General features: G+C 68.2%; 20 protein-coding genes. 5 read left to right on the forward strand and 15 right to left on the reverse strand.

Annotation, left to right across the window (positions count from 1 at the left end):
* Positions 1 to 465 precede the first annotated feature (465 nt).
* Positions 466 to 4,626, reverse strand: coding sequence for a hybrid sensor histidine kinase/response regulator (locus QSK35_RS40540; protein ID WP_502881784.1), 4,161 nt, complete (start codon positions 4,624 to 4,626; stop codon positions 466 to 468).
* Between the two features lie 94 nt (positions 4,627 to 4,720).
* Between QSK35_RS40540 and QSK35_RS40545 the strand changes: the two genes are divergently transcribed.
* Positions 4,721 to 6,115, forward strand: coding sequence for a PP2C family protein-serine/threonine phosphatase (locus QSK35_RS40545; RefSeq protein WP_285753444.1), 1,395 nt, complete (start codon positions 4,721 to 4,723; stop codon positions 6,113 to 6,115).
* A gap of 178 nt (positions 6,116 to 6,293) precedes the next feature.
* Here the strand turns inward: QSK35_RS40545 and QSK35_RS40550 are convergent, their stop codons facing one another.
* The 9 genes from QSK35_RS40550 to QSK35_RS40590 form a co-directional block, all read right to left on the reverse strand.
* A complete protein-coding gene (locus QSK35_RS40550; RefSeq protein ID WP_285753515.1) occupies positions 6,294 to 6,851 on the reverse strand; it encodes a GNAT family N-acetyltransferase in 558 nt (185 codons plus the stop codon).
* Between the two features lie 38 nt (positions 6,852 to 6,889).
* On the reverse strand, positions 6,890 to 7,393 hold the full coding sequence (locus QSK35_RS40555; RefSeq protein ID WP_285753445.1) for a pyridoxamine 5'-phosphate oxidase family protein: 504 nt from the start codon (positions 7,391 to 7,393) through the stop codon (positions 6,890 to 6,892).
* A gap of 82 nt (positions 7,394 to 7,475) precedes the next feature.
* On the reverse strand, positions 7,476 to 7,697 hold the full coding sequence (locus QSK35_RS40560; RefSeq protein ID WP_285753516.1) for a sterol carrier protein domain-containing protein: 222 nt from the start codon (positions 7,695 to 7,697) through the stop codon (positions 7,476 to 7,478).
* Positions 7,675 to 8,664, reverse strand: coding sequence for a GNAT family N-acetyltransferase (locus tag QSK35_RS40565; protein ID WP_285753446.1), 990 nt, complete (start codon positions 8,662 to 8,664; stop codon positions 7,675 to 7,677). Before QSK35_RS40565 ends, QSK35_RS40560 begins: the two co-directional genes overlap by 23 nt.
* A 30-nt stretch (positions 8,665 to 8,694) precedes the next feature.
* Complete coding sequence (locus QSK35_RS40570) at positions 8,695 to 9,300, reverse strand: alpha-ketoglutarate-dependent dioxygenase AlkB (RefSeq protein ID WP_285753447.1); 606 nt, start codon at positions 9,298 to 9,300, stop codon at positions 8,695 to 8,697.
* A 27-nt stretch (positions 9,301 to 9,327) separates the two neighbouring features.
* Complete coding sequence (locus QSK35_RS40575) at positions 9,328 to 10,482, reverse strand: alginate lyase family protein (RefSeq protein WP_502881785.1); 1,155 nt, start codon at positions 10,480 to 10,482, stop codon at positions 9,328 to 9,330.
* Between the two features lie 106 nt (positions 10,483 to 10,588).
* Positions 10,589 to 12,049, reverse strand: coding sequence for an alpha/beta hydrolase (locus QSK35_RS40580; RefSeq protein WP_285753449.1), 1,461 nt, complete (start codon positions 12,047 to 12,049; stop codon positions 10,589 to 10,591).
* Positions 12,050 to 12,141: 92 nt separating this feature from the next.
* Positions 12,142 to 13,638 (reverse strand): DUF1996 domain-containing protein, encoded by a 1,497-nt coding sequence (locus QSK35_RS40585; RefSeq protein ID WP_285753450.1) that lies wholly within the window; start codon positions 13,636 to 13,638, stop codon positions 12,142 to 12,144.
* Between the two features lie 87 nt (positions 13,639 to 13,725).
* On the reverse strand, positions 13,726 to 14,577 hold the full coding sequence (locus QSK35_RS40590; protein ID WP_285753451.1) for a DUF4142 domain-containing protein: 852 nt from the start codon (positions 14,575 to 14,577) through the stop codon (positions 13,726 to 13,728).
* Positions 14,578 to 14,730: 153 nt separating this feature from the next.
* Between QSK35_RS40590 and QSK35_RS40595 the strand changes: the two genes are divergently transcribed.
* The 4 genes from QSK35_RS40595 (at position 14,731) to QSK35_RS40610 (ending at position 19,183) form a co-directional block, all read left to right on the forward strand.
* The gene (locus QSK35_RS40595; RefSeq protein ID WP_285753452.1) at positions 14,731 to 15,726 is read left to right on the forward strand and encodes an AI-2E family transporter; all 996 of its coding nucleotides are present in this window, start codon (positions 14,731 to 14,733) and stop codon (positions 15,724 to 15,726) included.
* Positions 15,727 to 15,736: 10 nt separating this feature from the next.
* Positions 15,737 to 16,495, forward strand: a complete 759-nt coding sequence (locus tag QSK35_RS40600; RefSeq protein WP_285753454.1) for an SGNH/GDSL hydrolase family protein — start codon at positions 15,737 to 15,739, stop codon at positions 16,493 to 16,495.
* A gap of 145 nt (positions 16,496 to 16,640) precedes the next feature.
* Complete coding sequence (locus QSK35_RS40605) at positions 16,641 to 17,990, forward strand: cellulose binding domain-containing protein (protein WP_285753455.1); 1,350 nt, start codon at positions 16,641 to 16,643, stop codon at positions 17,988 to 17,990.
* Positions 17,991 to 18,130: 140 nt separating this feature from the next.
* The gene (locus QSK35_RS40610; RefSeq protein ID WP_285753456.1) at positions 18,131 to 19,183 is read left to right on the forward strand and encodes an MFS transporter; all 1,053 of its coding nucleotides are present in this window, start codon (positions 18,131 to 18,133) and stop codon (positions 19,181 to 19,183) included.
* Between the two features lie 495 nt (positions 19,184 to 19,678).
* On the opposite strand, the gene QSK35_RS40615 is transcribed toward QSK35_RS40610, so the two are convergent.
* The 5 genes from QSK35_RS40615 to QSK35_RS40635 all read right to left on the reverse strand — a co-directional run bounded on the left by QSK35_RS40615 (position 19,679) and on the right by QSK35_RS40635 (position 25,472).
* The gene (locus QSK35_RS40615) at positions 19,679 to 20,749 is read right to left on the reverse strand and encodes a CE1758 family FMN-dependent luciferase-like monooxygenase (RefSeq protein ID WP_285753457.1); all 1,071 of its coding nucleotides are present in this window, start codon (positions 20,747 to 20,749) and stop codon (positions 19,679 to 19,681) included.
* A gap of 45 nt (positions 20,750 to 20,794) precedes the next feature.
* The gene (locus tag QSK35_RS40620; protein WP_285753458.1) at positions 20,795 to 23,161 is read right to left on the reverse strand and encodes a type 1 periplasmic-binding domain-containing protein; all 2,367 of its coding nucleotides are present in this window, start codon (positions 23,159 to 23,161) and stop codon (positions 20,795 to 20,797) included.
* A gap of 69 nt (positions 23,162 to 23,230) precedes the next feature.
* Complete coding sequence (locus tag QSK35_RS40625; protein ID WP_285753459.1) at positions 23,231 to 23,896, reverse strand: CE1759 family FMN reductase; 666 nt, start codon at positions 23,894 to 23,896, stop codon at positions 23,231 to 23,233.
* Positions 23,893 to 24,315, reverse strand: coding sequence for a MarR family winged helix-turn-helix transcriptional regulator (locus tag QSK35_RS40630; RefSeq protein WP_285753460.1), 423 nt, complete (start codon positions 24,313 to 24,315; stop codon positions 23,893 to 23,895). The genes QSK35_RS40625 and QSK35_RS40630 overlap by 4 nt, the downstream gene beginning before the upstream one ends.
* Positions 24,312 to 25,472 (reverse strand): LLM class flavin-dependent oxidoreductase, encoded by a 1,161-nt coding sequence (locus QSK35_RS40635; RefSeq protein ID WP_285753461.1) that lies wholly within the window; start codon positions 25,470 to 25,472, stop codon positions 24,312 to 24,314. Before QSK35_RS40635 ends, QSK35_RS40630 begins: the two co-directional genes overlap by 4 nt.
* Positions 25,473 to 25,474 lie beyond the last annotated feature (2 nt).

The raw sequence follows: 25,474 nt of genomic DNA on the forward strand, positions 1-25,474 counted from the left end.
TCCCGTCGCATCGCACCTGAGGCAGCCACATCCGAGACCCCAGGTCAAGCGAAAAGCGTGCTTGACCTGGGGTCTCGGATGCGGCAGGGCTTCGCCTGCGATGCGACGGGAGGGGCCCACCACCGGGTGGTTGCGCGCTGCGCGCGCCTTTGGCTGCCGGTCCCGTACGTGGTCGCTTCCTTGGCTGCCGGTTCCGTCGTGGTCCTGGTCCCGTGGCTCGCGCTTCGCGCATCGCGTGAGGCGCGAGTCCCACCTTCCCGGCCGCGAGTCCCACCTTCCCGCACCCCGAGTCCCACCTCGGTGTGCGCGAGTCCTCAGTCCAGCCCCGGCGAGTCCTCAGTCCAGCCCCGGCGAGCCCTCACTTCGCGCCGCGTGTCGCCCACTCCGCCCCGCGTGTTCCCCGTTCGGCACCCCCGAGTTGGCCGTTCAGCCCAGGTCTTCGGGGGTCCGGCGCCCTGCGCGCGGCTACGCCGGGCTGCCGTCCGAGCCGATGCCCAGGTAGTACGCGATCAGCTGGATCAGGTGGTCGGTGTCCACCGGCTTCGTCACGTAGTCGGTGGCACCCGACGCCAGTGATTTCTCCCGGTCGCCCTTCATGGCCTTGGCGGTCACGGCGATCACCGGCAGGTCCGCGTAGTGCTCCATGGCGCGGATCGCCGAGATGGTCGCGTTGCCGTCCAACTCCGGCATCATGATGTCCATCAGCACCAGGCTGACGTCGTCGTACTGCTCCAGCGCGCGGACACCCGTGATGCCGTTGTCTGCGTAGATGGCCGTGAGGCCGTGCAGCTCCAGGATGCTGGTCAGGGCGAACACGTTGCGCAGGTCGTCGTCTACTACCAGGACTTTCTCGCCGTGGAAGCGGATGCCCGTGGTGGTCGGCAGGATCGGCGCGGGGATCACGATGGGTGCGGGTTCCGGCTGTAGCGGGGTGGCTTCGGCTGCTGCGGTGCCCAGGGGCAGGCACAGGGTGAACGTGCTGCCGATGCCCGGTTCGCTGCGGACTCGTAGGGAGCCGTTGAGCAGTTGGGCCAGGTCGCGGCTGATGGACAGGCCGAGACCGGTGCCGCCGTACTTGCGCGACGTGGTGCCGTCGGCCTGCTGGAAGGCCTCGAAGATGACCGCGAGCTTGTCCGCTGGGATGCCGATGCCGGTGTCGTGTACGTCGAAGGCGACGATGGTGGGTTCGTCCATCCTCACGTGCAGGCGGATGCCTCCGTCGTGGGTGAACTTGACCGCGTTGGACAGCAGGTTGCGCAGGATTTGCTGCAGGCGGTGTTCGTCGGTGTGCAGGGTCGCGGGGACGTCGGGCTCGACCCGTACCGAGAACTCCAGGTTCTTCTCGGCCGTCAGGGGGAGGCAGAGGGACTCGACGTAGCGGACCAGTTCTTCGAGGCGTACTGGGTCCTCGTGGACCTGCATCTGGCCCGCTTCGACCTTCGAGAGGTCGAGGATGTCGTTGATCAGCTGGAGCAGGTCGCTGCCCGACGAGTGGATGGTGCGGGCGAACTCGATCTGCTTCGCGTTCAGGTTGCCGTCGAGGTTGTCGGCTAGGAGCTTGGCGAGGATCAGGAGCGAGTTGAGCGGGGTGCGGAGTTCGTGGGACATGTTCGCCATGAACTCGGACTTGTACTTCGACGCCGTCTGCAGCTGGCGCGCTCGGTCCTCCAGCTCCTCCGAGCCGGCTCGCAGTTCCGCCGTCAGGCGCTGCGACTCGACCAGCAGGGAGTCGGTTCGCGAGTTGGCGAGCATGGTGTTGACGTTGACGCCGATGTTCTCCTTCAGCTGGTCCAGCAGGTCCAGGTGGACGTCGGAGAACTCGTTCAACGAGGCCAGTTCGATCACGCCCAGGGTTTCGCCCTGGAACAGGACCGGCAGGATCACCAGGTTGACCGGGGCGAGTTCGCCCAGCGCCGAGGACACGGTCAGGTAGCCCGGCGGGACGTTCGTGACCAGGATGGTCTTCTTTTCCAGGGCCGCCTGGCCCACCAGGGACTCGCCGAGGGCGAACGCCGTCGCTCGGCCGTTGTCCGGGCGGTAGCCATAGGTGGCGGTCAGTTCCAGCGACTCGGTGCCCTCGTCGTCTTCCTGGATCTGGAAGAACGCGCCGTGGTGCGCGCTGACCAGGGGCGTCAGCTCGCTCATGATCAACGAGGCGAGCGCGCGCAGGTCGCGGTGGCCCTGCATCAGGCCCGAGAGGCGCGCGAGGTTGGTCTTCAGCCAGTACTGCTCGCGGTTGGCCTTCGTCGTCTCCTTGAGGTTCGCGATCATCTGGTTGATGTTGTCTTTGAGCTCGGCGACCTCACCCGAGGCGTCGACCGTGATCTGCCTCGTCAGGTCACCGGCGGTCACCGCCGTGGCGACGGCGGCGATGGCGCGAACCTGGGTGGTCAGGTTGCCCGCCAGCTCGTTGACGTTCTCGGTCAGGCGCTTCCACGTGCCGGACACGCCCTCGACCTCGGCCTGACCGCCGAGCTTGCCCTCGGTGCCGACCTCGCGGGCGACGCGGGTGACCTCGTCGGCGAACGACGACAGCTGGTCGACCATCGTGTTGATGGTCGTCTTCATCTCCAGGATCTCGCCGCGCGCGTCGACGTCGATCTTCTTCGACAGGTCGCCCTTCGCGACGGCCGTGGTGACGAGGGCGATGTTGCGGACCTGGTTGGTCAGATTGCCCGCCATGAAGTTGACGTTGTCCGTCAGGTCCTTCCAGGTACCCGCCACGTTCGGCACGCGCGCCTGGCCGCCGAGGATGCCCTCGGTGCCGACCTCGCGCGCGACGCGGGTGACCTCGTCGCCGAACGCGCGGAGCGTGTCGACCATGCCGTTGAGGGTCTCGGCGAGTGCCGCGACCTCGCCCTTCGCCTCGACGGTGATCTTCTTGGACAGGTCGCCGTTCGCGACCGCCGTCGCGACCGCCGCGATGCCGCGGACCTGGGTCGACAGGTTGTCGGCCATCAGGTTCACGTTGTCCGTGAGGTCCTTCCACGTACCCGCGACGCCGGGGACGCGGGCCTGGCCGCCCAGGCGGCCGTCGGTGCCGACCTCGCGGGCGACACGGGTGACCTCGTCGGCGAACGACGACAGCTGGTCGACCATCGCGTTCAGGGTCGACTTCAGCTCCAGGATCTCGCCGCGCGCGTCGACCGTGATCTTCTGCGTCAGGTCGCCCTTCGCCACCGCGGTCGCGACCTGGGCGATGTTGCGCACCTGGGTGGTCAGGTTGTTCGCCATGAAGTTGACGTTGTCCGTGAGGTCGCGCCACGTGCCCGCCACGCCCGGCACCTGCGCCTGGCCGCCCAGGCGGCCGTCGGTGCCGACCTCGCGGGCGACGCGGGTGACCTCGTCCGCGAACGCCGAGAGCTGGTCGACCATCGTGTTCAGGGTCGTCTTCATCTCGAGGATCTCGCCGCGTGCGTCGACGGTGATCTTCTGGGTCAGGTCGCCCTGGGCGACCGCCGTCGTCACCTGCGCGATGTTGCGGACCTGGCTGGTCAGGTTGCCGGCCATGAAGTTGACGTTGTCCGTCAGGTCGCGCCACGTGCCGGCGACGCCGGGAACCTGGGCCTGACCTCCCAGTTTGCCCTCGGTGCCGACCTCGCGGGCGACGCGGGTGACCTCAGAGGCGAAGGCGGAGAGCTGGTCGACCATCGTGTTGAGGGTCGACTTCATCTCGAGGATCTCGCCGCGTGCGTCGACGGTGATCTTCTGGGTCAGGTCGCCGTTCGCGACGGCGGTGGTGACCTGTGCGATGTTGCGGACCTGGGTGGTGAGGTTGTCCGCCATGAAGTTGACGTTGTCCGTCAGGTCGCGCCAGGTGCCCGCGACGCCCGGCACGGACGCCTGACCACCCAGTTTGCCGTCCGTGCCGACCTCGCGGGCGACGCGGGTGACCTCGGAGGCGAACGCCGAGAGCTGGTCGACCATCGTGTTCAGCGTGTCCTTCAGCTCCAACATCTCGCCGGACACCGTCACGGTGATCTTCTGCGAGAGGTCGCCGTTGGCCACCGCGGTCGCGACGGTCGCGATGTTGCGGACCTGGGTGGTCAGGTTGTTCGCCATCGAGTTCACCGAGTCGGTGAGGTCGCGCCACGTGCCCGACACGCCGGGGACCTGGGCCTGACCTCCCAGTTTGCCCTCGGTGCCGACCTCGCGGGCGACGCGGGTGACCTCGGAGGCGAACGCCGAGAGCTGGTCGACCAGGCCGTTCACCGTGGCGCCGAGGTCCGCGAACTCACCGCGCAACGTCGGCGCGGTCATCCGCTGGGACAGGTCGCCCTCGGCGACCGCGGCGAGCACGCGGCTCAGCTCGGTCGTCGGGCGAACGAGGTCCTCGACGAGCCCGTTGACGGAGTCCGCCACGAGCTCCCAGCCGCCGGCACCGCCCGCGGGCACCACCCGCTCGGTGAGCCGGCCCTCCTGCCCGATGGCCTGCCGCACGCGGACCAGTTCGCCCGCGAGCCATTGGTTGCGATCGGCGATCTCGTTGAACACGTCCGCCAGCGCCGCGGGCAGGCCCGCGCCGGGCACCACGAGACGTCGCCGGAAGTTGCCGTCCCGCAGGTCTCTCATCGCGGAAAGGACCCGCTCCAGTGTCGCGTCCGTGTCGTCGTGGCCCGTCGTCACTCCAGCCTCCGGTCCTCGGTGGTCCTCGACAAGCCTGCCACGTTAGGTTGAGATGCGGCACGCACCATCCACTTGACCCGCGGGAGGCCGGCGCATGAGTCACGCGCTCGGCATCGACCTGGACGGCTGGCAGCGCCTCGTAGACGGCCTGCGCGAAGCCGTTCTCGTCGTCGATCCTGTTGGGACGATCCGCGTCCGCAACTCCGCGGCGGCCAAGAAGTTCCCCCGGCTGGGTCCCGGCGAACACTTCGAGGGCTCCGAAACCGCGCGCCACCACGACATCGGCGAGGGCTGGAGCGCCTGGTACTTCACCGACACGTCACTCGAACAGGCGCATCTGCGGCTCGCGTCGTCCACCGACCGCAAGGCGACGCTGCGCACGATCGTTGAGCTCGCAAACGAGTTGCTGGGCGAGCACTGCGTCGCGATCGTGCCGTGTTCGCGCGACCGCCTGGAGTGGTGGCGCGGCGGTCCGAAGGAAGTGACCGTCACCCGGACGCCACGCCGCGCGGCGTCGATCTCGGGCGTGCTCGTCGGCTCCGCGTCGCACACGCGGATCACTGAGTTGGGTGAAGGTGGCTGGGGCATGCCGGACGGCTGGAAGCCCGGCGCCGCACTCGCCGTGCCCCTCGGCGTCGGCGGCGCGTTGGTCGTCGTGCGGCGCGGTGACTTCACGCCCGCGGACACCGAGCGTGTCCGCCTGTTCGGCAGGCACGCGGCGGTCGCCCTGGAGTCCGCCTCGCGGCTGAGCGAGCAGAGCCGCATGATCGACGTGCTGCGCTCGGCTCTGCTGCCCACCCCGCTGCCCGAACTGCGCGGCGTGGGGCTCGGCAGCGTGTACCTGCCCGCGCACCTCAAGGCGGAGGTCGGCGGCGACTTCTACGACGTGCACCCGCGCACCGACGGCTCCGCCACCTTCGCGCTGGGCGACGTCTGCGGCCACGGCCTCGAAGCGGCGGTCCACAGTGGACGTGTGCGGCAGTCCCTGCAGGCGCTGTCACTCGTCGAGACGAACCCGGTGCGGCTGCTGCATCTGTTGAACACCTCGTTGCGCGCCACCGGTTCCAAGCTCTTCACCACACTTGTGGTGGGCGAGCTCGTACCGCTCGGCGCGGGCGGGCTGCGGCTGACCCTGGCCTCCGGCGGGCACCCGGTGCCGCTGGTGCTGCGCACCGACGGCACGGTCGACGAGGTGCCGACGTCCGGCGCGATCGTCGGCATCCTGCCCGACGTGCGGTTCCACCCGGAGAGCGTCACCCTGGTGCCGGGGGAGACCCTGATCCTCTACAGCGACGGGTTCACCGAGGCTCGGGCGCACCACGACCGGCGGGAGCTCTTCGGTGAGGAGCGGCTGCGCCGGGTGCTGCGTGACTGCGGGCCGGGTCTGCAGGCCGACGTGATGGCGCGGCGGTTCCGGGAGGCCGTGCTGGAGTGGCTCGGCGCGGGGGACCACGACGACCTGGCGTTGCTGGTGGTGCAGGCGACCTAGCCGGCTTTCCGGGCGCGCCATTCCGGTGCGAGCACCGACCACACTTCGAGTACAGCGACGGGTTCACCGAGGCGCGGGCGCACCACGACCGGCGCGAGCCGCGGTTCCGGGAGGCCGTGCTGGAGTGGCTGGGCGCGGGGGACCACGACGACCTGGCGTTGCTGGTGGTGCAGGCGACCTAGCCGGCCTGCCGGGCACGCCATTCCGGTGCGAGCACCGACCACACTTCGAGGTCCCAGCGCTTGCCCCGGTGGAGCATGGCTTCGCGGAGCACACCTTCCCTGGTCATGCCCAACCGGCGGGCCACCTCGATGCTCGCCTGGTTGGCCGTCTTGGCCTGCCACTCCACCCGGTGCACGCCCCGGATCTCCACGGCCCAGTCGATGATCGTGCGGGCGGCCGTGGTGGCCAGGCCCTTCCCGGTGCCCGCCGGCTCCAGCCAGCAACCCACCTCTACGACACCGTGCTTGAGGTCCATGCGGCGAAACAACACGCCACCCACGAGGGTGTCACCGATCCAGATGCCGTAGATCGCGCCGGTGTCGGTCGCCGCCTTGTCCGCGTAGGCGCGGAGCAGTGCCCGGCTGGAGTCCAGATCGGTCGCTTGGTCGGGCAGGCTGATGTACTGCCCGATGAACTCGCGGCCGCGATCGAGGTGGGCCAGGAACTCCTCGGCGTGCCACGGTTCCAGCGGGCACAAGCGCGCGCCATCGGGGCCGAGCGGGATCGAGAACATCACGGGTCTCCAAGATCGACGGCATGCCTACCGGCACGTTAGTCGGCCTGCTGCTGACGTTCCGCACGCTGCTGGACGAGTTCCTCGACGGCACTGGGCAGAGTCGTCTCGAAGTCGATCAGCTTCGCCCACGTCGGCGTCATCACGATGCGGACCATGCCGTCGTAGAGCGAGCGGACCTCGGCCTCCCACTCGACCCGTTGCTCAGCCGTCATCTCGTAGGAGCCGTTCATCTCGAGGTACTCCTCGGGAATGCCGTCGACCTCGTCGAGTTCGACGGTGCCCCGGACGAGCAGGATCTTGGGCGGGTGCACCTCGGTGTCGATCGTGATGGCGACGGCCGGGTTCCGGCGCAGCGACGCCAGCTTCGGGGCGTTCTTCGACGTGCACATCACCGCCTCCTTGCCGTTCCAGGAGAAGGCGATCGGGATGTTGCGCGGCGTGCCGTCCTTGGCCACGTAGGCCAGGCGGCACAGGTCACGGGCCAGCATCTCCTGGCTCAGCGGGCGGTTGAGGATCTCGGTGACCTGCTCGTTCGTCATGATGGCCTCCTCAGGGCGATGGTCGCTGCTGCCCCTGGGACGGAGTCGTCAGGCCGTTCTCGACATCCTTGCCGGACCGATTTCAGAACCAGTGCAAACAGTGCGGGGTGCGTTCGGCACGGAAGAGGGCGTCCGCGAGGGTGGCCGCGCCCGGACGGTGAGCCCGGACGTGCCCGGCCCGCACGAGCGTGCTCGGGGCGGTGCCGCCGAGGTAGACCGAGCCCAGGTCGCGGATGTCCAGGGACAGGTCGGGCTCGCGGTCCGTGGGAACGCAGTCGGCCTTACCGTCCCGGACGGACAGCAGATACCGGCCGTGCTCGCCGAGGAACGGGTCGTCGACGTCGAGGACGAGCTCGCCGTCGCTGAACCAGCCGCGCGGTCAGCGCTCGCGGGACGTCCAGCAGCCGCACCCACAGCCAGTCGGTGTCGTCCTCCACCTGGGCGGCGCGGAAGTCCGCGAACTGCCAGCGCAACGGGTGGCCGGGCGGAACGTGCTTGAAGACCACCTGACCGACCAGGTCGTGTTCGAGCACGAACCGGGCCAGGGCGGTGAAGACGGCGTCGTCGGTGGCGATGGTCTCGTCGACCGTCAGGGTGCCGTCGGCGAGTGAGTAACTGGCGTACCCGTCCGGGACGCCGTCGCCGTCGCGGTGGAGGGCGACGTAGCGCGGCGCCGGAGCGACCGGGGGACGCCCCGCGCCCGACTTCCACCAGCGGTGCGGCCGGGACAGCGCACCGGGCTGCGCGCGGCGGTACCGGTCGTAGACCTCTTCCAGGATCCCGCCGCACTCGGCGCGCCACAGGACCTCGATGGTGGCCGTCCCTTGTGGACGACTGAAGGCGGCCCGGTGGCGTGGCACCCGCAACCGCTGGGTGTAGGTCGCCGGCCCGTAGCCGAACCGGCCGTAGATCGGCGCCTCGCTGGCCAGCAGCACGGCGAGGAACTCGCCACGGGCCCGCATCTCGGCGAGCTGATGCCGCATCATCGCGGTGAGCACGCCCTGACGCCGATGCGAGGGCAGGACGCCGACGACGCTCACCCCGGCGGCGGGGACGATGACGTCACCGGGCAAGGTCAGCTCGAAGGAGTACGCGCCGGTCGTGCCGACCGGCCGTCCGTCCACTTCGGCGAGCAGGCCGCGGTCCAGTTCGAGCGCCGACCACCAGACGCCTTCGCTGTCCGCGGGGGCTTCCGGGAAGAGTCCGAACGCGACGTGGAGGGTGTCGACGAAGACGCCGAGGTCCGCGCTGGCCGTGGGACGGATGTTCATTTGCCCAGTTCAGCACGCTGATCAAGCGAATTAACGGACGTTGTGCGGCCGGAACTGGATGCTGATCCGCGGCCCCACCGGCTTGGCTGTCTTCGGGATCGCGTGCTCCCACGTCCGCTGGCACGACCCGCCCATGACGATCAGGTCGCCGTGCCCCACCGCGTACTTGATCGACTCGCCGCCGCCGTTGGGGCGCAACAACAACGGCCGCGCCGCGCCGACGCTGAGGATGGCGACCATGGTGTCCTCATGGGCGCCCCGGCCGATGCGGTCACCGTGCCAGGCGACGCTGTCGCGGCCGTCGCGGTAGTAGCAGAGGCCCGCCGTGACGAACGGGTCCGCCCGGTAGTGGGCGTTCAACGCATCGCGCGCCTCGGCGAGCACGGGATCCGGCAATGCCGCGTCCGAGCCGTAGAAGCACAGCAGCCGGGGCACGTCGACGACCTTGTCGTACATGGTGCGCCGGTCGGCTCGCCACGGAACGCCCGAGACGAGCCGGTCGAACAGGGCGTCGGCGCCCTGCAGCCAGCCGGGCAGCACGTCGACCCACGCTCCGTGCGTCAGTTCGGTGCGCCTGAGCCCGTCGAGCGAGCCCAGGCGCGGTGCCGACGCCGTGTCGAACAGGGAAGCCTGCATGTCCGGCAGTCTACTCGAACATCTGTTCTATGCGGGGTTGGCGGCGTGGGTGAGCGTCTCCCAGGCGACGAACAGGCCGTCCGTGCCCTGCGGCCGGTGCGACTCGGTGTACTGCTGGGTGTTCGCCATGGTGATCCCGAGCCGCGTGTTCAGCGCGTTGTAGCCGACCTCGGTCGTCGGCCCGAGCGAGCGGGACTTCACCCCGCCGCAGAGCCACGACGGCATCGGCGTGCCGTTCTCGTACTTGGTGTGGAGACCGAGCGCGAAGCGCATGCGGTCCTTGATCTCGCCCCAGATGTCCTGGCCCTGGTGCCGTGCGGTCTCGGCGAAGTGGGCGGCCGCGTCGATTCCGTAACCGGTGTGCGCGAAGTCGCGGCACGTCTCCTGCGCCAGACCGTCCACAAAGGTCGACTGACCGTGCCAGTACTTGATGATCTCCTCACGGGTGTCGTAGCCGCTGCCGGGCGGCGCCTTGGGCAGCGAGCCGTCGCTGGTGAGGTAGATGTAGGCCTGGATGCGGGTGCGGAACTTCGCGACCGCCTTGTCGTACAGGGTCCGGTCCTCCAGGAACACCGAGATGCCCAGCAGCGCCTCCATCATGCTGAGCTCCCAGTTGCCGTTGGCACGGGTGTTGCCGTTCTGGATCTCCGGCACGTAGACGTTGCGCAGCATGGTGGCGAAGCGGGATGCGTTGGGCCAGCTCGAGTACGTGTACTTGATGATCTCGGCGGCCCGCGGCCAGCTGGAGCCCGCCCACGCCGTCTGGAGTGGAGCGTTGGAGTTCGTGTGGTCCTGGATGGTCGCGGACCAGGCGTCCATGATCTGGATGGCCTTCTGCGCGTACCGAGAATCCCTTGTCACATACCAGATCAACGAGAGGGTGTACGCCGCGAGCGCGTCCTGGCGTTCGTCGGTGCACCCGTAGTTCGGGTCGGAGTAGGGACCGCACTCGACGATCGCGCGCGGCTTCGGGGTGCGGGACAGCGACGCGTACGCGGAAGCGCGCATGGCGTCGTAGGCGGACTTCCAGGGCTGCGCGCCGGCGTTCACCTTGGTGCGGATGAAGTCCAGCTGGGGACGGGAGACGAGTACTCCGGGATGGACGAACGTCGTGGGGGCGGCTGTGGCGGTGGGAACGGCGGTGGGAACGACGAGTGTCGCGAGCAGGGAGATCGCGACCATCAACACCTTCATGCTTCATCTCCTGTGCAGGGCGGAGGTAACAGGAGTGTGAGAGGTCCAGACCATCACGTCAACGATTCCGGCACAGCATTCACGAGCGTGAACTTCAAGCGGGACAGCGAGTTCCCGCTTTGGGAGCGTTTCCGCTGATCAGATAGGTCTCCACGAGCTTGTCCACGCACGGCGACCTGAGATACGCGGTGTGCCCCTCGCCCTCCGACGTGAGCAGTACACCGCTGCCCAACGTGGCCGCGAGCTCGACCGCACCCTGGTACGGCGTCGCCGGGTCGTGGACGGTGCCGATGACGAGGATCGGTGGGGCCGCCGGAGCCGTCGGGGTCGCCGGCGGGTGCTTCGGGGCATCCCAGTACCTGCAGCCGTACAGGGCGCCGGCCTGGTAGACGCCGAACAACGGGTAGTCCTTCGCCCACCGGGCGGCGGTCGAGGTGATCTGCTCCTCGGTGGGCACGGTCGCGCCGTCGGTGCAGTTGATGACGAAACCGGCGTCGATCATGTTGGGGTAGGTGCCGTCGCGCCGCCGGCCGGTTCCCGCGTCGGAGAGATCGAAGAACGTGGTGCCGTCGCCCTTGAGACCCAGCCGCAGCGCGTCCTCCAGCGGTTGCCAGCGGGCGTTGTCGTAGAGGGCCGACAGGACGCCGTGCAGCACGGTTCCGCCCGAAGTGCGGCGCCGGTCGGCCGGATTCTCGTGCGTGAGCGGCGTGGCCTGCGCCTGCGTCACGAGCTTGGCGACCAACGCGCGCAGATCGCCCAGCTCTCGGCACGACGGCCGGGTCGCGCAGTCCCGCGCGAACTCGTCGAAGGCGTCCTCGAACCCGCGCAGCTGCCGCTCGGCGGTGCCGAGGTCGTCGACGAGCGGGAAGGACGGCCCGTCCAGCACGAGCGCGCGCACCGAAGCCGGGAACAGGTGTGCGTAGGTCGCGCCGAGCTTGGCGCCATAGGAGAAACCGGCGTACGTGAGCCGTGCGTCGCCGGTCGCGCGGCGGATCAGGTCCAGGTCGCGAGCCGTGGCCTCGGTGTTGAAGAACTGCGCGGAGGCGCCCAGCTTCGCCGCGCAGGAGGTCGCCATCCGGCGGGCCTCGTCCGGTACCGGGGCGATCGTGTCGATCATGCGGTCGAGGTCGGCGCCCTCGTTGCACTTGATCGGCGCGGACTCGCCGACGCCACGGGGATCGAACCCGATGACGTCGAACCGCTTCAGCAGGCTCTCGGTGGCCATCGACACGAACCGCGCGGCGAAGTCCACTCCGGAGGCCCCTGGTCCGCCGGGGTTGAGCACCAGCGACCCGATCCGGTCGGTCTGTTCCCGGTGGTGCAGGCGGATGAGCTTGAGGGAGATCTTCTGCCCGTCGGCGTGCTCGTGGTCGAGCGGCACCTCGAGCGTGCCGCATCCGACGTCCAGTCTCCGGGCGATCTCGGGCCGGGTGCCGTCCGGTCCGAACGGGATCAGGTCGGCGCAGTCCGTCCAGGCGACCGCCTGCGGCTCCGCGGCGTTCGGCGCACACCCGAGGAGCACGAACACCGCGAGTCCGAGCGCGACGGCGCGCATCGGGAAAGCATGACAGGAATGCCTCGAGGCCGCCCCGGCGGACAGGTGCCGGAACGGCCTCGAGTAGGGGAAGACGGTGCCCTAGGAGCCGATCACTCCTTGCAGGTCTTGCCGGTGTTGATGCAGTTGACCACTCGGTTCATGATCGACTGCGACATGACGTTCGCGAAGTCGTCGTGGTCGGAGAAGGGGTTGTGCTCCTCCTCCGGGAACGAGTCCACCGCGTACAGGCCGGCCTTCTGCACATCCTGCGGGATGTTGTAGGTCAGGGTGATCCGCAGCTGAGGTACCGCCTTGAAGCCCTTCTTGCACTTGCCGTTGGCATCCGGGTAGATGATGTGCTCCCGGTGCTTCGCGGAGTCGATGTTCTTGCCGTCCCAGCAGCTCGGGAAGTCGTGGATGCGCTTGACCTTCGAGCCCTTGGGGCAGATCGGGTACTTGTTGATCAGGACCTTGTCCTCGAACCCGCTGCAGGTCCACGAGTCCTTGGCGTTCTTCGGGCCGTTCTGGCCGACCTTCGCGTCGCCGTAGAGGATGCGGAGGAACTTCGGCATCGCGACGACCTTGCCGACGGGCGAACCGCGGAAGGTGAGCTCGGCCTTCTCCGGACGCTGGATCTCGCCCTCGTTGCCCTCGAGCTCGTTGTCCGCGCCCTGCTCGGCCTTGTTGTCCTTGTTCGCCTTGTCCTCGGTGCCCTCGGCCTGCGCCTTGTCGCTGTTCTCGTCGCCGTTGTCGACGCCCGCGTCCTGGCCCTTCTTCAGCTTGCACTGGGCCAGCGGGTTGAGGTCCGGCGGCTGCACGTTCTGGCGGTTGATCGCGACCATCATCCGGTTGAGGGCGGCGGCGCGCTTGTCACGCAGCGGTCCGAGCACCTCGTCCGGGTTGTTCTTGCCCTTGCCCTGGTCCAGAGCCTGGTTCGCCTCGTCGATCTGCTTGTCGAGGTTCTCCAGCTCCTTGTCGATCTCCGCCTTCGCCTTGTCCGGCACCTCGTCGGCCTCGAGCTTGCCGTTGACGTCCGGACAGTCGACGCGTGCAGCCGCCTTGTCGGCCTGGTCCTTCTGCTGCTGCTGTTCGCGCTGCTGCTTCTTCTTGTCGTTCTGCTGCTTTTCCTGCTGCTTGTCGGCGTCCTTCTGGTCGCGCTCGGCCGCTTCCTTCGGGTCCTCGATGCGGACGACCGGCCAGAAGTAGGCCGACTTGTCGCCGTTCTTGCAGGTGGTGCCCGCCTTCTGCAGCGACTTGTTGTTCGAGTCGGCGTTCGTGGAGAGGTTGCCGACGTAGTCGTGCAGGTGCTGCGCGCCGTTCTTCACACCGGGCTGCGCGATGAAGTTGTCCGGGTTGAAGTGGCCGTTCTCGTTGACGCCGCAGTCGACAGTGAACGTCCCCTTGGTGGCGTTCTGCTGTGCTTGTGGTTTCTTGACGTTCGGCTTCACCTTCGTGATGTCGACGAAGAACTTCTTGTCCGGCGCGTCGGCCAGCGCGGTTCCCTGGTCGGAACCGGCTGCGACCACGACTGCGGTGCCCGCGACGAGCGCCAGGGCGGCGGCGGCCGCGGTGAGCCAGATCGTTGATTTCTTCCGGTGAAACGCCATACTTCCACCTCGCGGTAGTCCGATAAAACGGCATGCTGATACGACGGCGGTAGAGCCGTGTTTTTCGGTTCTAGCTAAGGAATTCTTTTAGTAGGCCCGGGATTTGCGCCGGGTTTTCTTGGCACGGGAGATGAACCGCATGCTTGCCAGTGCGACGATGAGCACGACCACCGCGCCGATGAAGACCGTGTTGTTGTCACCGAAAGCGCCGCCCTGCCCGGAGGTCCGGGTGAACTTGCTGTCCGGTGGCACGCTCGGGATCGTCCCGTCCTCCGCCGGCGGCTGGTCCGCGTTGGTGCCGGTGGGTTCGGCGGCGGGGGCCTGCGGTGACGGCAGTCCGTTGAAGTCGACGCGGCCGGTCGCCTCGACGGCCTTCATCTGGTCCAGCAGCGTCGCCATCGTCTGGTTCGACAGGATCCGGATGAGCTCGTTCTTCGAACCGGCCCGCATCTGCGCGGCGAGCGCGTAGACCTTGCCCTCCGCCGGGCGCAGCCGGTTGACCAGCGTCACCTCGAACTCGTCGCCGCTGGCCCCGTCGATCTCACCGAGGAAGCCCTGCTGTTCCTGCGTGGGGTCCTTGGGGAGTTCCACGCCGAGCAGCAGCCCGGCCCGGTCGACGACCTTGCCGAGCAGCGTGTGCCCTTCGACGAGCTTCTTGGAGACGTCGGCGATCTTCGGGTTCTGCGACTTCTGCTGAGCCTTCTGCCCCGCGGGCAGCTGCCAGAGCGTGGCCTGCTTGACCTTGAACAGGAAGTCCCGGTCGGCCGGCCCGAGCTGACCCCACTGCGTCTCGACGATCTCGTTGCCGCTGCCGCCGCTGCCGGGCGGGGGAGTGGAGACGGCCGTCGTGGGCGGGGGCTGCTCACCGCTGCTGGGTGGTGCGGGTTGTCCCGCGGCGCTCCCGACGCTCAGGAGAACCGACGTCAGGCAGCCCAGCACGACGACGGTGAGTCGTCGGACCGTGGGCGCTGTGTCTGTAGGGAGTCGCACGCCGGGGGATACGGAGAGATCGGCAAAGGTGCCTCAGTTCGAGACTCCGCCGTTATCTAACTGTTATGTTCCGCACCGCAACCACAGCGGTACCCACGGTTCATGACGCCCTTCCGCGTGGGAATGCTGGGGGCCGCGGGAGTGCTCGTCACCTACGCCGTCGCACAAATGGTCGTCGCCGCCCGCGACGTGCTGGTCCTGATGGGTCTGGGGTTCTTCCTCGCCGCCGGTCTCGAGCCGTTCGTGTCCCGGCTCGCGCGCCGGATGCCGCGGACGCTCGCGGTGTTCCTGGCAATGGTGTTCGTCGTGGGGCCACTGGTCGGTTTTCTTCTGCTGGCAATGCGTCCGCTGATCGACCAGGCGACCCAGTTCGCCGCGCGGGCGCCGGAGTACGTCGAACGCAGTGACCTGCTCGAGCGCTTCCAGGTCAAGGAACGGATCGAGAGCGCGTTCCGTTCGACGACCCTCCTCACCGGTCTCTTCGGCGCGGGCCGCATCGTCCTCGGTGTGCTGGGCGGCGTCCTGGTCGTGCTCGTGCTGACCGCCTACTTCCTGGCGGACCTGCCGCGGATCCGGCGGTGGCTCTACCGCCTCGCGCCGCGCTCCCGTCGCGACGAGACGCAACGCGTCGGCGACGAGATCTTCGCGAAGATCAGCGCGTACGTGCTCGGCAACGTCCTGGTGTCGCTGATCGCCGGCCTGGCGACGTTCGCGTGGCTGACGATCTTCAACGTGCCGTACGCGCTGTTGCTGAGCCTCGCGGTGGCGCTGCTCGACCTCGTTCCCGCGATCGGCGCCTGGATCTCCGGCATCGCGGTCACGCTCGTCGCGCTGACGGTGTCGCTGCCCATCGCCATCGCGACGGCGGTGTTCTTCGTGGTCTACCAGGCGGTGGAGAACTACTTCATCGCGCCGAAGGTGATGGGCAGGGTGCTGGACATACCCGGTGTGGTCACGGTCGTCGCCGTGCTGATCGGGGGAGCGCTGCTCGGGGTGGTGGGGGCGATCGTGTCGATTCCCGTGGCCGCGTCGTTGCTGTTCGTGTTCCGCGAGTTCGTCGTCCCCCGCCTCGATCGGGCGGGAAAGCCGCCCACCTAAAGTGGTGAGCATGAGCAAGCGTTTTGTGGCGTTGGGGGATTCGTTCACCGAGGGAGTCGGCGACGACGATCCGACCAGGCCCAACGGGGTCCGCGGGTGGGCGGACCGGGTGGCTGAGGTCCTCGCCGAGAAGGAGCCCGACTTCCTGTACGCCAACCTCGCGGTCCGCGGCCGGCTGCTCGGCCACGTGCTGCGGTCGCAGCTGAAGCCCGCACTGGACATGAAGCCGGACCTCGTCTCCATGTATGCGGGCGGCAACGACCTGATGCGCCCGCGTGTGGACATCGACGAGCTGATGCGCGGCTACCGCTCCGCGGTCGCCCGGTTCACCGCGGCCGGCGCGCGGGTCGTGCTGTTCACCGGCGTCGACGGCGTGGACGACCCGGTGTTCCGCAAGATGCGCGGCCGCGTCGCCATCTACAACGAGCACGTGCGCGCGATCGCCGCCGACCACGACGCCGTCCTGGTGGACATGTGGTCAATGCGCCAGCTGCGCGACCGTCGCATGTGGTCGGACGACCGGCTGCACCTGAACGCGTTGGGGCACAACGAGGTCGCCATCGCCGTACTGGACGGGCTCGGGGTCGGGCACTCGCTGGCCGCCACCCGCCTGGCTCCCGCGTTGGTCCCGGACCCGCGAGTGCGGCGGCAACAGGACCTGAGGTGGGCGCGCGAACATGTGGTGCCGTGGGTGGTCCGGCGGCTGCGTGGACAGTCCTCGGGCGACACGGTCCGGCCGAAGCAGCCGGAGCTGCGCCCCTTTATCTAGGCCCAAACGTTCCCGGTACGACCGCTCACCGACCGTGGGCGGTTGTTCACAACCAAAAACTCTTCAGCCCTTGATGGGAGTGGTCCAGACCAGTTAGCGTGCGCCACACGACGTCCTGACGTTCCCCCTGCGCGTGAGGAGCACGATGAAAAGGCTTCGTTGGCAACTGATCGGCGTGGCGACCGCGGTCGCCGCGGTGGTCGCAGGTCTCGTGGTGGCGGCCCCGGCCAGCGGTGCCACCGGCGTGACCGCGACGTTCACCAAGGGCTCCGACTGGGGCACCGGCTACGAGGGCAAGTACACGATCAACAACGGCGGATCGAGCGCGATCACGTCGTGGACGGTCGTGTTCACGCTGCCCTCCGGCCACCGGATCGGGTCGCTCTGGGACGGTAGCTACACCACCAGCGGCCAGACCGTGACGGTCAAGAACACCTGGAACGGCTCGATCGGCGTGGGTGGCTCGGCGAGCTTCGGCTTCAACGTCACCTATTCCGGCGCGTACTCGGCCCCGTCGGGGTGCACGGTCAACGGCGCGTCGTGTGACGGGTCCGGCAACCCGCCGACCACCACGTCCACGACGACGACCACGACCACCACCACGACGGGCACCCCGCCGCCCGGTGGCGGCAAGGCGGCCCCGTACCTGTACATGGGCTGGGGCAACCCGCAGAACCCGGCGACGGTCATGCAGCAGACCGGCATCAAGAAGTTCACGATGGCGTTCATGCTGTCCGGCGGCGGCTGCAGCCCCGCGTGGGACGGCAGCCGGGCGTTGAAGGGCGGTGCCGACGAGTCGGCGATCAACTCCATCCGCGGCGCGGGTGGTGACGTCGAGATCTCGTTCGGCGGCTGGAGCGGCAACAAGCTCGGCCCGAACTGCTCGTCGCCCGAGGCGCTCGCCGGCGCGTACCAGACGGTGATCAACGCCTACGGTCTCAAGTTCCTCGACGTCGACATCGAGAACACCGACGAGTTCGAGAGCGAGGTCGTGCAGGACCGGATCCTGGGCGCGTTGAAGATCGTCAAGGCCAACAACCCCGGCCTGAAGACGATCCTGACGTTCGGCACCACGACCACCGGCCCGTCCTACTGGGGCAACCGCCTCATCGAGCGGTCGCAGGCGCTGGGCGCAGGCGTCGACACCTACACGATCATACCGTTCGACTTCGGCAGCGCGAACATCGAGAACGACACGAAGAACGCGGCGACCGGGCTGAAGAACAAGCTCAAGTCGACGTTCGGCTGGTCGGACTCGGTGGCGTTCTCCCACGTCGGCATCTCGGGCATGAACGGTCTGTCGGACCAGCGCGAGACCACGACCACCACGGCGTGGCAGAACATCGTCAACTGGTCCAAGACCAACGGTCTCGGCCGGCTCGCGTTCTGGTCGGTGAACCGCGACCGCGGCGGCTGCGACGGCCAGGTGGCGTCCAACTGCTCGGGCATCGCGCAGGCGGACCTGGCGTTCACGAAGATCTCAGCCGGTTTCTGACCGGTCACGCGCCGTCAGCGCCACTTAATTCGGTGGCGCTGGCGGCGTACTCTTCGTTCATGCGCAAGCGACATTGATCCTCACCTGAGGCCGCAAGGGTTGCCCGGCTGGCCACCGGGTGGGCGTGGTGCGCGAACCTCGTGCCGATCTACGCCCTGTACGCGCTGCTCTTCGCGGACCACGGTCTGTCGGACGGGCAGATCTCCGCGCTGTTCGCGATCTGGTCGACCGTCGCCGTCCTCACCGAGGTCCCGACCGGTGCCATCGCGGACCGCTTCTCCCGCCGCGGCACGCTGGCGTCCGCCGGTGTCTTCCAGGCGGCTGGATATGCCTGCTGGATCCTGTTCCCGTCGTTCACCGGGTTCGCTCTCGGTTTCGTGCTGTGGGGTCTCGGCGGGTCGCTCTCCTCGGGCTCGCTCGAAGCCCTGCTGTACGACGAACTTCTCGCGCTCGGCGAGGAGGATTCCTATAGCCGGCTGAACTCCCGGATCACCGCCGTCGAGCTGGTCGCCCAGGTGCCGACCGCGGTCGTCGCGACGGTGTTGTTCTCGCTCGGCGGTTACTCGCTGGCGGGCTGGATCTCGGTGGCGTCGTGTCTGGCGTCGGCGGCTCTGGCGTGGTGCCTGCCGGAGGCGCCTCGGTTCGCGGACGAGTCCGAAGAGGACGGTTACTTCGCGACGCTGCGGTCCGGTGTTCGGCAGGTGCGTTCGTCTCCGTCGATCCGTTGGGCTGTGCTGTGCGTGGCGCTGGTGTTCTCGTTGGACGCCTTCGAGGAGTACTTCACGCTGATGGCGCACGACTGGTCGGTGCCTACCGTGTGGGTGCCGGTCGCGACGCTCGGCGTGCCGTTGGCCGGTGCTTTCGGTGCGTATCTGGCCGGTCGTCTCGATCCGCGGCCTTGGCTGCTGGTCGTCTCGGCCGGGTTGCTGATCGTGGCGGCTCTGGTCGCACGACCGCACGCGTTGGTGATCGTGGCCGGGTTTTACGGGCTGTACCACTTCGTGCTGGTGCACGTCGAAGCCGAGCTGCAGCACCGGATCGGTGACAGCTCCGCTCGTGCGACGGTCACGTCCGTGGCCGGGCTGGGGTCGGAGCTGGCTTCGTATCTGACGTTCGCGGCTTGGGTGATCGACGGACCGTTGGCCGTGGGTGTGCTGGTGTTGCTGGTGGGGGTGGTTCTGTTGCGGCGTTGAGGTTTGTGGGGCGTGGGTCGTGGGTCGTGGGTCGAGTTGATCTTCGTGTTCGAACATGAGGTTAAGAAACGCTCGATGATCGCGCTCTCATTGGACATATCGGACAGCAGGGAGATTGTTGATCTTCGCGAGGGGAAGATTTGTGACGCTAGACGACACAAATCTTCCCCTCGCAAAATGCGAGAGCGCTCCCAACAGCGATCAAGCTCGCCCGCGAACGAAACCCAGGAATACGGCACCACGCACGGAACCGGCAGCAGCGCAAGGCGACCTGGCATGTAGAGGGGCGCGTCTGGTGGGCACCGCGCGATTGGGGCTTGACTTGGGGTGCGAGGCGCTACGCTCGGCGGAGCGGGCGTCTCACCTTCTGCCCGTTTGCGTCCGCCAGCGCCTCGCGAGGGGCCCCAAGTCAAGCCCCAATCGCTGCGCCGAAGGCGCGACGCAACCACCGCAGCGCCCCGCCCGAGACCACAGAACCCCCAAACCACAACGAGATCAGGCCAAGCCCTTGCGCATCTCGTGCGACGGAGGATCCGACGGCACGTGTGCGGGCCGCCGCGAGTCCATCTCCTTCCGGATAACGGGCGCGATCTCACCGAGCATGTCGATCTGCTCCAGCACGGTCTTGAGCGGCAGCCCGGCGTGGTCGACAAGAAACAGTTGACGTTGGTAGGAACCGAAGAACTCCTGAAACGTCAGCGTCTTGTCGATCACCTGCTGCGGGCTGCCGACCGTGAGCGGCGTGCGCCGCATGTACTCCTCGAGCGACGGCCCGTTGCCGTAAACCGGCGCGACGTCGAAGTACGGCCGGAACTCCGCGACCGCGTCCTGCGACCGGGCGCGCATGAAGACGTGCCCGCCCAGCCCGACGGTCGCCTGTTCGGCACGGCCGTGCCCGTGGTGTTCGTAGCGTTCGCGATACAACCCGATCAGCCGAATGAAGTGTTCCTTGGGCCAGAAGATATTGTTGGCGAAGTAACCGTCTCCATAGGAGGCGGCGATCTCGGCGATCTCCGGGCTGCGGATCGAGCCGTGCCAGACGAACGGCGGCACGCCGTCGAGCGGGCGCGGGGTCGAGGTGAAACCGTGCAGGGGAGTGCGGAACTCGCCTTCCCAGTCGACGACCTCGTCGTCCCACAACCGGCGCAGCAGCCGGTAGTTCTCGACGGTCAGCGGGATGGCGTTCTCCAGGCGCTGCCCGAACCACGGGTACACGGGCGCGGTGTTGCCGCGCCCGAGCATCAGATCCACCCGGCCGTCCGCGAGGTGTTGCAGCATCGCGTAGTCCTCGGCGATCTTCACCGGGTCGTTCGTCGTGATCAGCGTCGTGGACGTGGACAGCACCAGCCGTTCGGTGCGGCCCGCCAGGTAGCCGAGCATGGTCGTCGGCGACGACGGGACGAACGGCGGGTTGTGGTGCTCGCCGGTGGCGAAGACGTCGAGCCCGACCGATTCGGCGTGTTCGGCCATGGTCATCAGGGCCTTGATCCGCGCGGCCTCGGTGGGCACGTGGCCGTTGGTCGGGTCCGGGGTCACGTCGCCGACGGTGAAGACGCCGATCTGCATGGGGCGACGTTAGTGCGGAGGACCGATCTCTCCAACGCGCCGGTCTCAGCTGATGTCGACCACGTGGATGCGATCGGTCGCGGTGGCGTCGTTCAGCCTGGGTGGCTCGGCACCGGTGGAGGTCCGCTTTTCCAGGAGCGTCTGGATGATCGCCGGGCCCCACGTGCCCGCGGCTGTCTTCTTGGCCTCCGTCGCGGCGGCCGCGACGACGGTGAACGCGTCGCGCCCGGTGGTCTCCTCGCTGTCCACGGCACCTCCGGCCAGGCACATCATGGTCAGGTCCGCCCACTCGTATCGTTTGCCGAGCGTGCCCGTCGCGGCCTCGACGATCACACCGGGACCGGCCAGGATCGTCCTTTGCGTGATCCCGTCGGTGCAGCCCCTGGTGCGTTTCATCTCGTCGAGGAACGCCACGATCGGGTCGGCGCGGGTGGTGAGGACGGGAATCAGGTTCTGCTCGCAGATGGCCTGCGCCGAGCCGCCTTCGAACGCGTATCCGGTCCCGCCCAGGCGCTTGGTGATCTTGATGTCGACGGCGTCCGAGCCGATGCGCATGTTGTGCAGCAACTCGTGCAGGTCGCTGCTGAAGTACTCGTCCTCCGGATCCCAGACCACCGCGGCCCTGCGGCCCAGGAGCCAATCGTCCATCTTGTTCGCGAACGCCTCGTTCGTCGGTGCGGCCAGGAACATGCCGGGGTTGTTCTCGGTCATCTTCCGGCCGTACATGCTGGCGCCGATCACCGGGATTCCGGCGAGCTGGTCGTGGACCACGTCGCGGACTCGTGGTCTGCTCTGCGAGATGCCGATCACCGCGGCCAGGGCGCCGTCGCCGTCTCTCGGTCGTTCGGCGATTCTGGACGCCACCCATGCGCCGTCGGAGAAGTCGTCACCGCTGTTGGCCAGCACGAGCTTGATCGGCACCAGGCTGGCGTTGTGCGTGGCTTCCTCGTTGTGCTGGCGCTGGGCCTTGATGGCTCCGCGCAGCTGCCAGATCGCGTTGCGCGGCGCGGTGTGCTGTGCCTCGTCCGGACGGGTCAGCGGAGCGAAGAACACGACCTCCCGGTGGTATTGCGGTTTGTTGTCGACACGGATCTCGTCGACGGCCCTGTTGTTCTGGAACACTTCCTGTTCCAGATCGGAAAGGTTCGGCACACCGGCCGCGTCCTCCGCGGGCTGGCGGAAGCTGCAGTCGCTCTCGATGACGCCGACGCGTTCGCCCTTCGCGTTGATCATCGTGTCGGAACAGCCGCTGTTGAAGTACGTCCATCCGCCGAACGCCGTGCTCCCCGCGACGAGCACCACGGTGAGGGCGAGTGGGGTGAACGCGGAGACACGGCTGGGAATTCTCGGTGTGACCACCCGGTGCGTCTTGATGTGCTGGTCGGCGGCCGGGTGTTCGGGAGCGTCGGTGCCGGGCATCCGCAGCACCAGGCGGCGGTGGCGTTCCTCCTGATCCACCAACGCGCGCAGCACGGCAGCGGCGTCCTCGATGTCGTGGACGGCTCCGTCACCCAGGGCGTTCTCGGGCAGCGCGGCGATGACCAGCAGCGGCATGGTCTTCACCTCGGCGGTGAGCTCCGAGTAGAGGTCGACCAGGCTCGCCGCCAGCGGGTCGGTGGCGTCCAGCAGCAGCACCGGCGTCCAGCGGCGCCGCCTGCGGTGGGGCAGGAACCGCCGGCGTCTGGTGAACTGCGCGACGTCGTGTAGCAGCGCGTCGAACAGGACCCGCTGGTGCAGTGCCGCCACGTCCGGCAAACCGCTGTCCGGCAACAGGTACACGGCCTGATCGAGGAAGTCGCCTTCGCGGCCGGTCGCGTCCTTCACGTGGGCGCCGAACCAGCGCAGCCCGCGGCGGTTCAGCCGCCGTCCGAAGAACCAGCGGCTCGGGCCGTGCAACAGCGCGGTGAGGACCAGGCCGAGGATCTTGCCCGGCAGGTCGGCGTTGCTCATCTTCCGCGTCCAGGAGAGCAGCTTCTTCCGCTTCTCCCACCTCGTGTAGAGCAGGTCGTACAACGCTTCGCGGGTGGCGTCGGAGGTGGTCGTGGTGACGTGGCCGGCCGCCGTGACGACGTCCAGCACGATGGAGAACTGCTTTGTCTGCCAATGCTTTCCCGCGCCGCCTGGAATGCTCGACCTGAGCTGCTTGGCGAGCTCGTCCAGCAGGGCGACGTCGGGCGAGGTCTTCGACGCCTTGGCGATCCGCAACGTCACGGCGTCCGTGTGCGCGTTCGGCACCAGCGAATGACCCCGGATGTCGGCCAGTCGTCCGCGGTAACCATCGGCGAACGCGCGGGCCTCAGCTGGGTCCGCGCTGGTCAGGCCGATGATCAGCGGCGGCAGGTGCGGCTTGTGCTCGACGATGTGGTCGAGCAGGGGAAGCACCCACTGCACCCCGTTCACCGGCCTGATCATGACCACCTCCGGATCCAAACGTTCCGGGTTGCTCATCTCCGGTGCGCGACGCGGTGTTACCGCCGTCACTCAGCTCGCGGACCCACCCGCAGCGAGCCGCATCAGGTCGGAATCCAGGTCGATGGAAACCTCCGCGCCGCCCGCGCTGCCGAACTCGTGCTGGTAGCTGTGCCAAGAAGTTTCTCGCACCTCGTGGGCGAACCCGCTTTCCATGAGCAGCAGCAACTCGAGTGCGGCGCGGTCCACGCGCTTGTTCAGCGCCGGGTCCGTCCAGTCCTCTGTGGACGCGAACAGCGACGTCGGCACCGTCGTCGTGCGCAGGTACGCGAACAGCGACCGCATCGCCTCGTCGACGACGAGCGCGTGCCGGGCCGTGCCCGCGGTCGCGGCGAGCACGACGGGCTTCGCGATCAGCAGGTCGTTGTCGAGGACCTGGAAGAACGACGTGAACAGGCCGCTGGCGCCGGCCTTGTAGACCGGGGTGCTCGCGACGATGCCGTCGGCCTCGGCCAGAGCCTCGATCGCGTGCCGCAGCTTCGGTCCGACCAACTGGGACACGAGCGCGGCGGTGACCTCGGTGGCGATCTCGCGCAGGTCGACGACCGTCGTGGTCACCTCGTGGCCGCGCCGGTCCGCCAGGGCGGTGAGGCGCTGGGTGACGCGGTCGGCGAGCAGCCGCGTGGACGACGGGGTGCTGGTGCCCGCCGAGACGACGACGAGCTTGAAGGTGCTCATGCGTTTCCTTTGGCCAGTTTGCGGCAGAGGATCTCCAGCTGCCGCAGTTCTTCGGGGTTCAACGCGGTGGTGACGGCGCGCGCGACGCTGCGGGCGTGCGGGCGGCCGACCTTCTGTTGCGTGTCGCGGCCCTTCTCGGTGAGCGCCAACCGGACCCCGCGGCCGTCGGCGGGGTCGTTGTGCCGCTCGATGAAGCCGCGGTCGACCAGCCGGTCGACCAGTCGCGACAGGGCGGGCTGGCTGAGCAGGACGTGCCGGTTGAGCTCGCTCTGCCGCAGGGGCTCGGGGCACTTGGACAGCGTGTAGAGCACGTCGTACTCGCGCATCGACACGTCCTGCCAGATGTCCTCGGCCGCGAACCCCTTCATCAGCACGGCGTGGGCGGTCATCAGTGCCTCCCACGCCTCGTTCGCGGTCACTTCGCGGTGTCCTGGTAGGGCGACCCGCCCGTCACGTTGTCGCCGCGGTTGGCGTTCGGGCGCGGCTGGCGGGGTGCGGCGTCGCCATACTTCGCCTTGACCAGACCCGCGTGCGTCGGCGGTTCCGGCGTCTCGGGCGCCTGCCGCGCGGCGATCTCCTTGCGCAGCACCGGGACGACCTCCTCGCCGAGCAGGTCGAGCTGGTTCAGCACGGTCTTCAACGGCAGGCCGGCGTGGTCCATCAGGAACAACTGGCGCTGGTAATCGCCGAAGTGCTCGCGGAAGGTCAGCGTCTTGTCGATGACCTCCTGCGGGCTGCCGACGGACAGCGGCGTGGCCTCCATGAAGTCCTCCATGGACGGCCCGTGCCCGTAGACCGGCGCCTCGTTGAAGTACGGGCGGAACTCGTTGATCGCGTCCTGCGACCGCTTGGCGATGAACGCCTGCCCGCCGAGCCCGACGATGGCCTGCTGCTCGGTGCCGTGACCGTAGTGCGCGTAGCGCTGCCGGTAGAACCGGATCAGCCGCATGTAGTGCTCCTTGGGCCAGAAGATGTTGTTGGCGAAGAACCCGTCGCCGTAGTAGGCGGCCTGCTCCGCGATCTCCGGCGTGCGGATCGAGCCGTGCCAGACGAACGGCGGCACGTCGTCCAGCGGCCGCGGCGTGCTGGTGAAGCCCTGCAGCGGCGTGCGGTACTTGCCCTCCCAGTCGACGACGTCCTCGCGCCACAACCGGTGCAGCAGGTTGTAGTTCTCCAGCGCCAGCGGCAGGCTGTCGCGGATCTCCTTGCCGAACCACGGGTACACCGGCGCGGTGTTGCCGCGACCCATCATCAGGTCCATGCGGCCCTTCGCCAGGTGCTGCAGCATCGCGTACTCCTCGGCGATGCGGACCGGGTCGTTCGTCGTGATCAGCGTCGTGGAGGTGCTCACGATCAGCCGCTGGGTCGTCGCCGCGATGAAGGACAGCAACGTCGTGGGCGCGGACGAGAAGAACGGCGGGTTGTGGTGCTCGCCGATCGCGAACACGTCCATCCCGACCTCTTCGGTCTTCTGCGCGATCTTCACGATCGCGTCGATCCGCTCGGCCTCGCTCGGGGTCTGACCCGACACGGGGTCCCTGGTGATGTCGCTCACCGAGAAAACACCGAACTGCACGG

Source organism: Lentzea sp. NBRC 105346, assembly GCF_030269605.1.
Classification (GTDB): Bacteria; Actinomycetota; Actinomycetes; order Mycobacteriales; family Pseudonocardiaceae; genus Lentzea.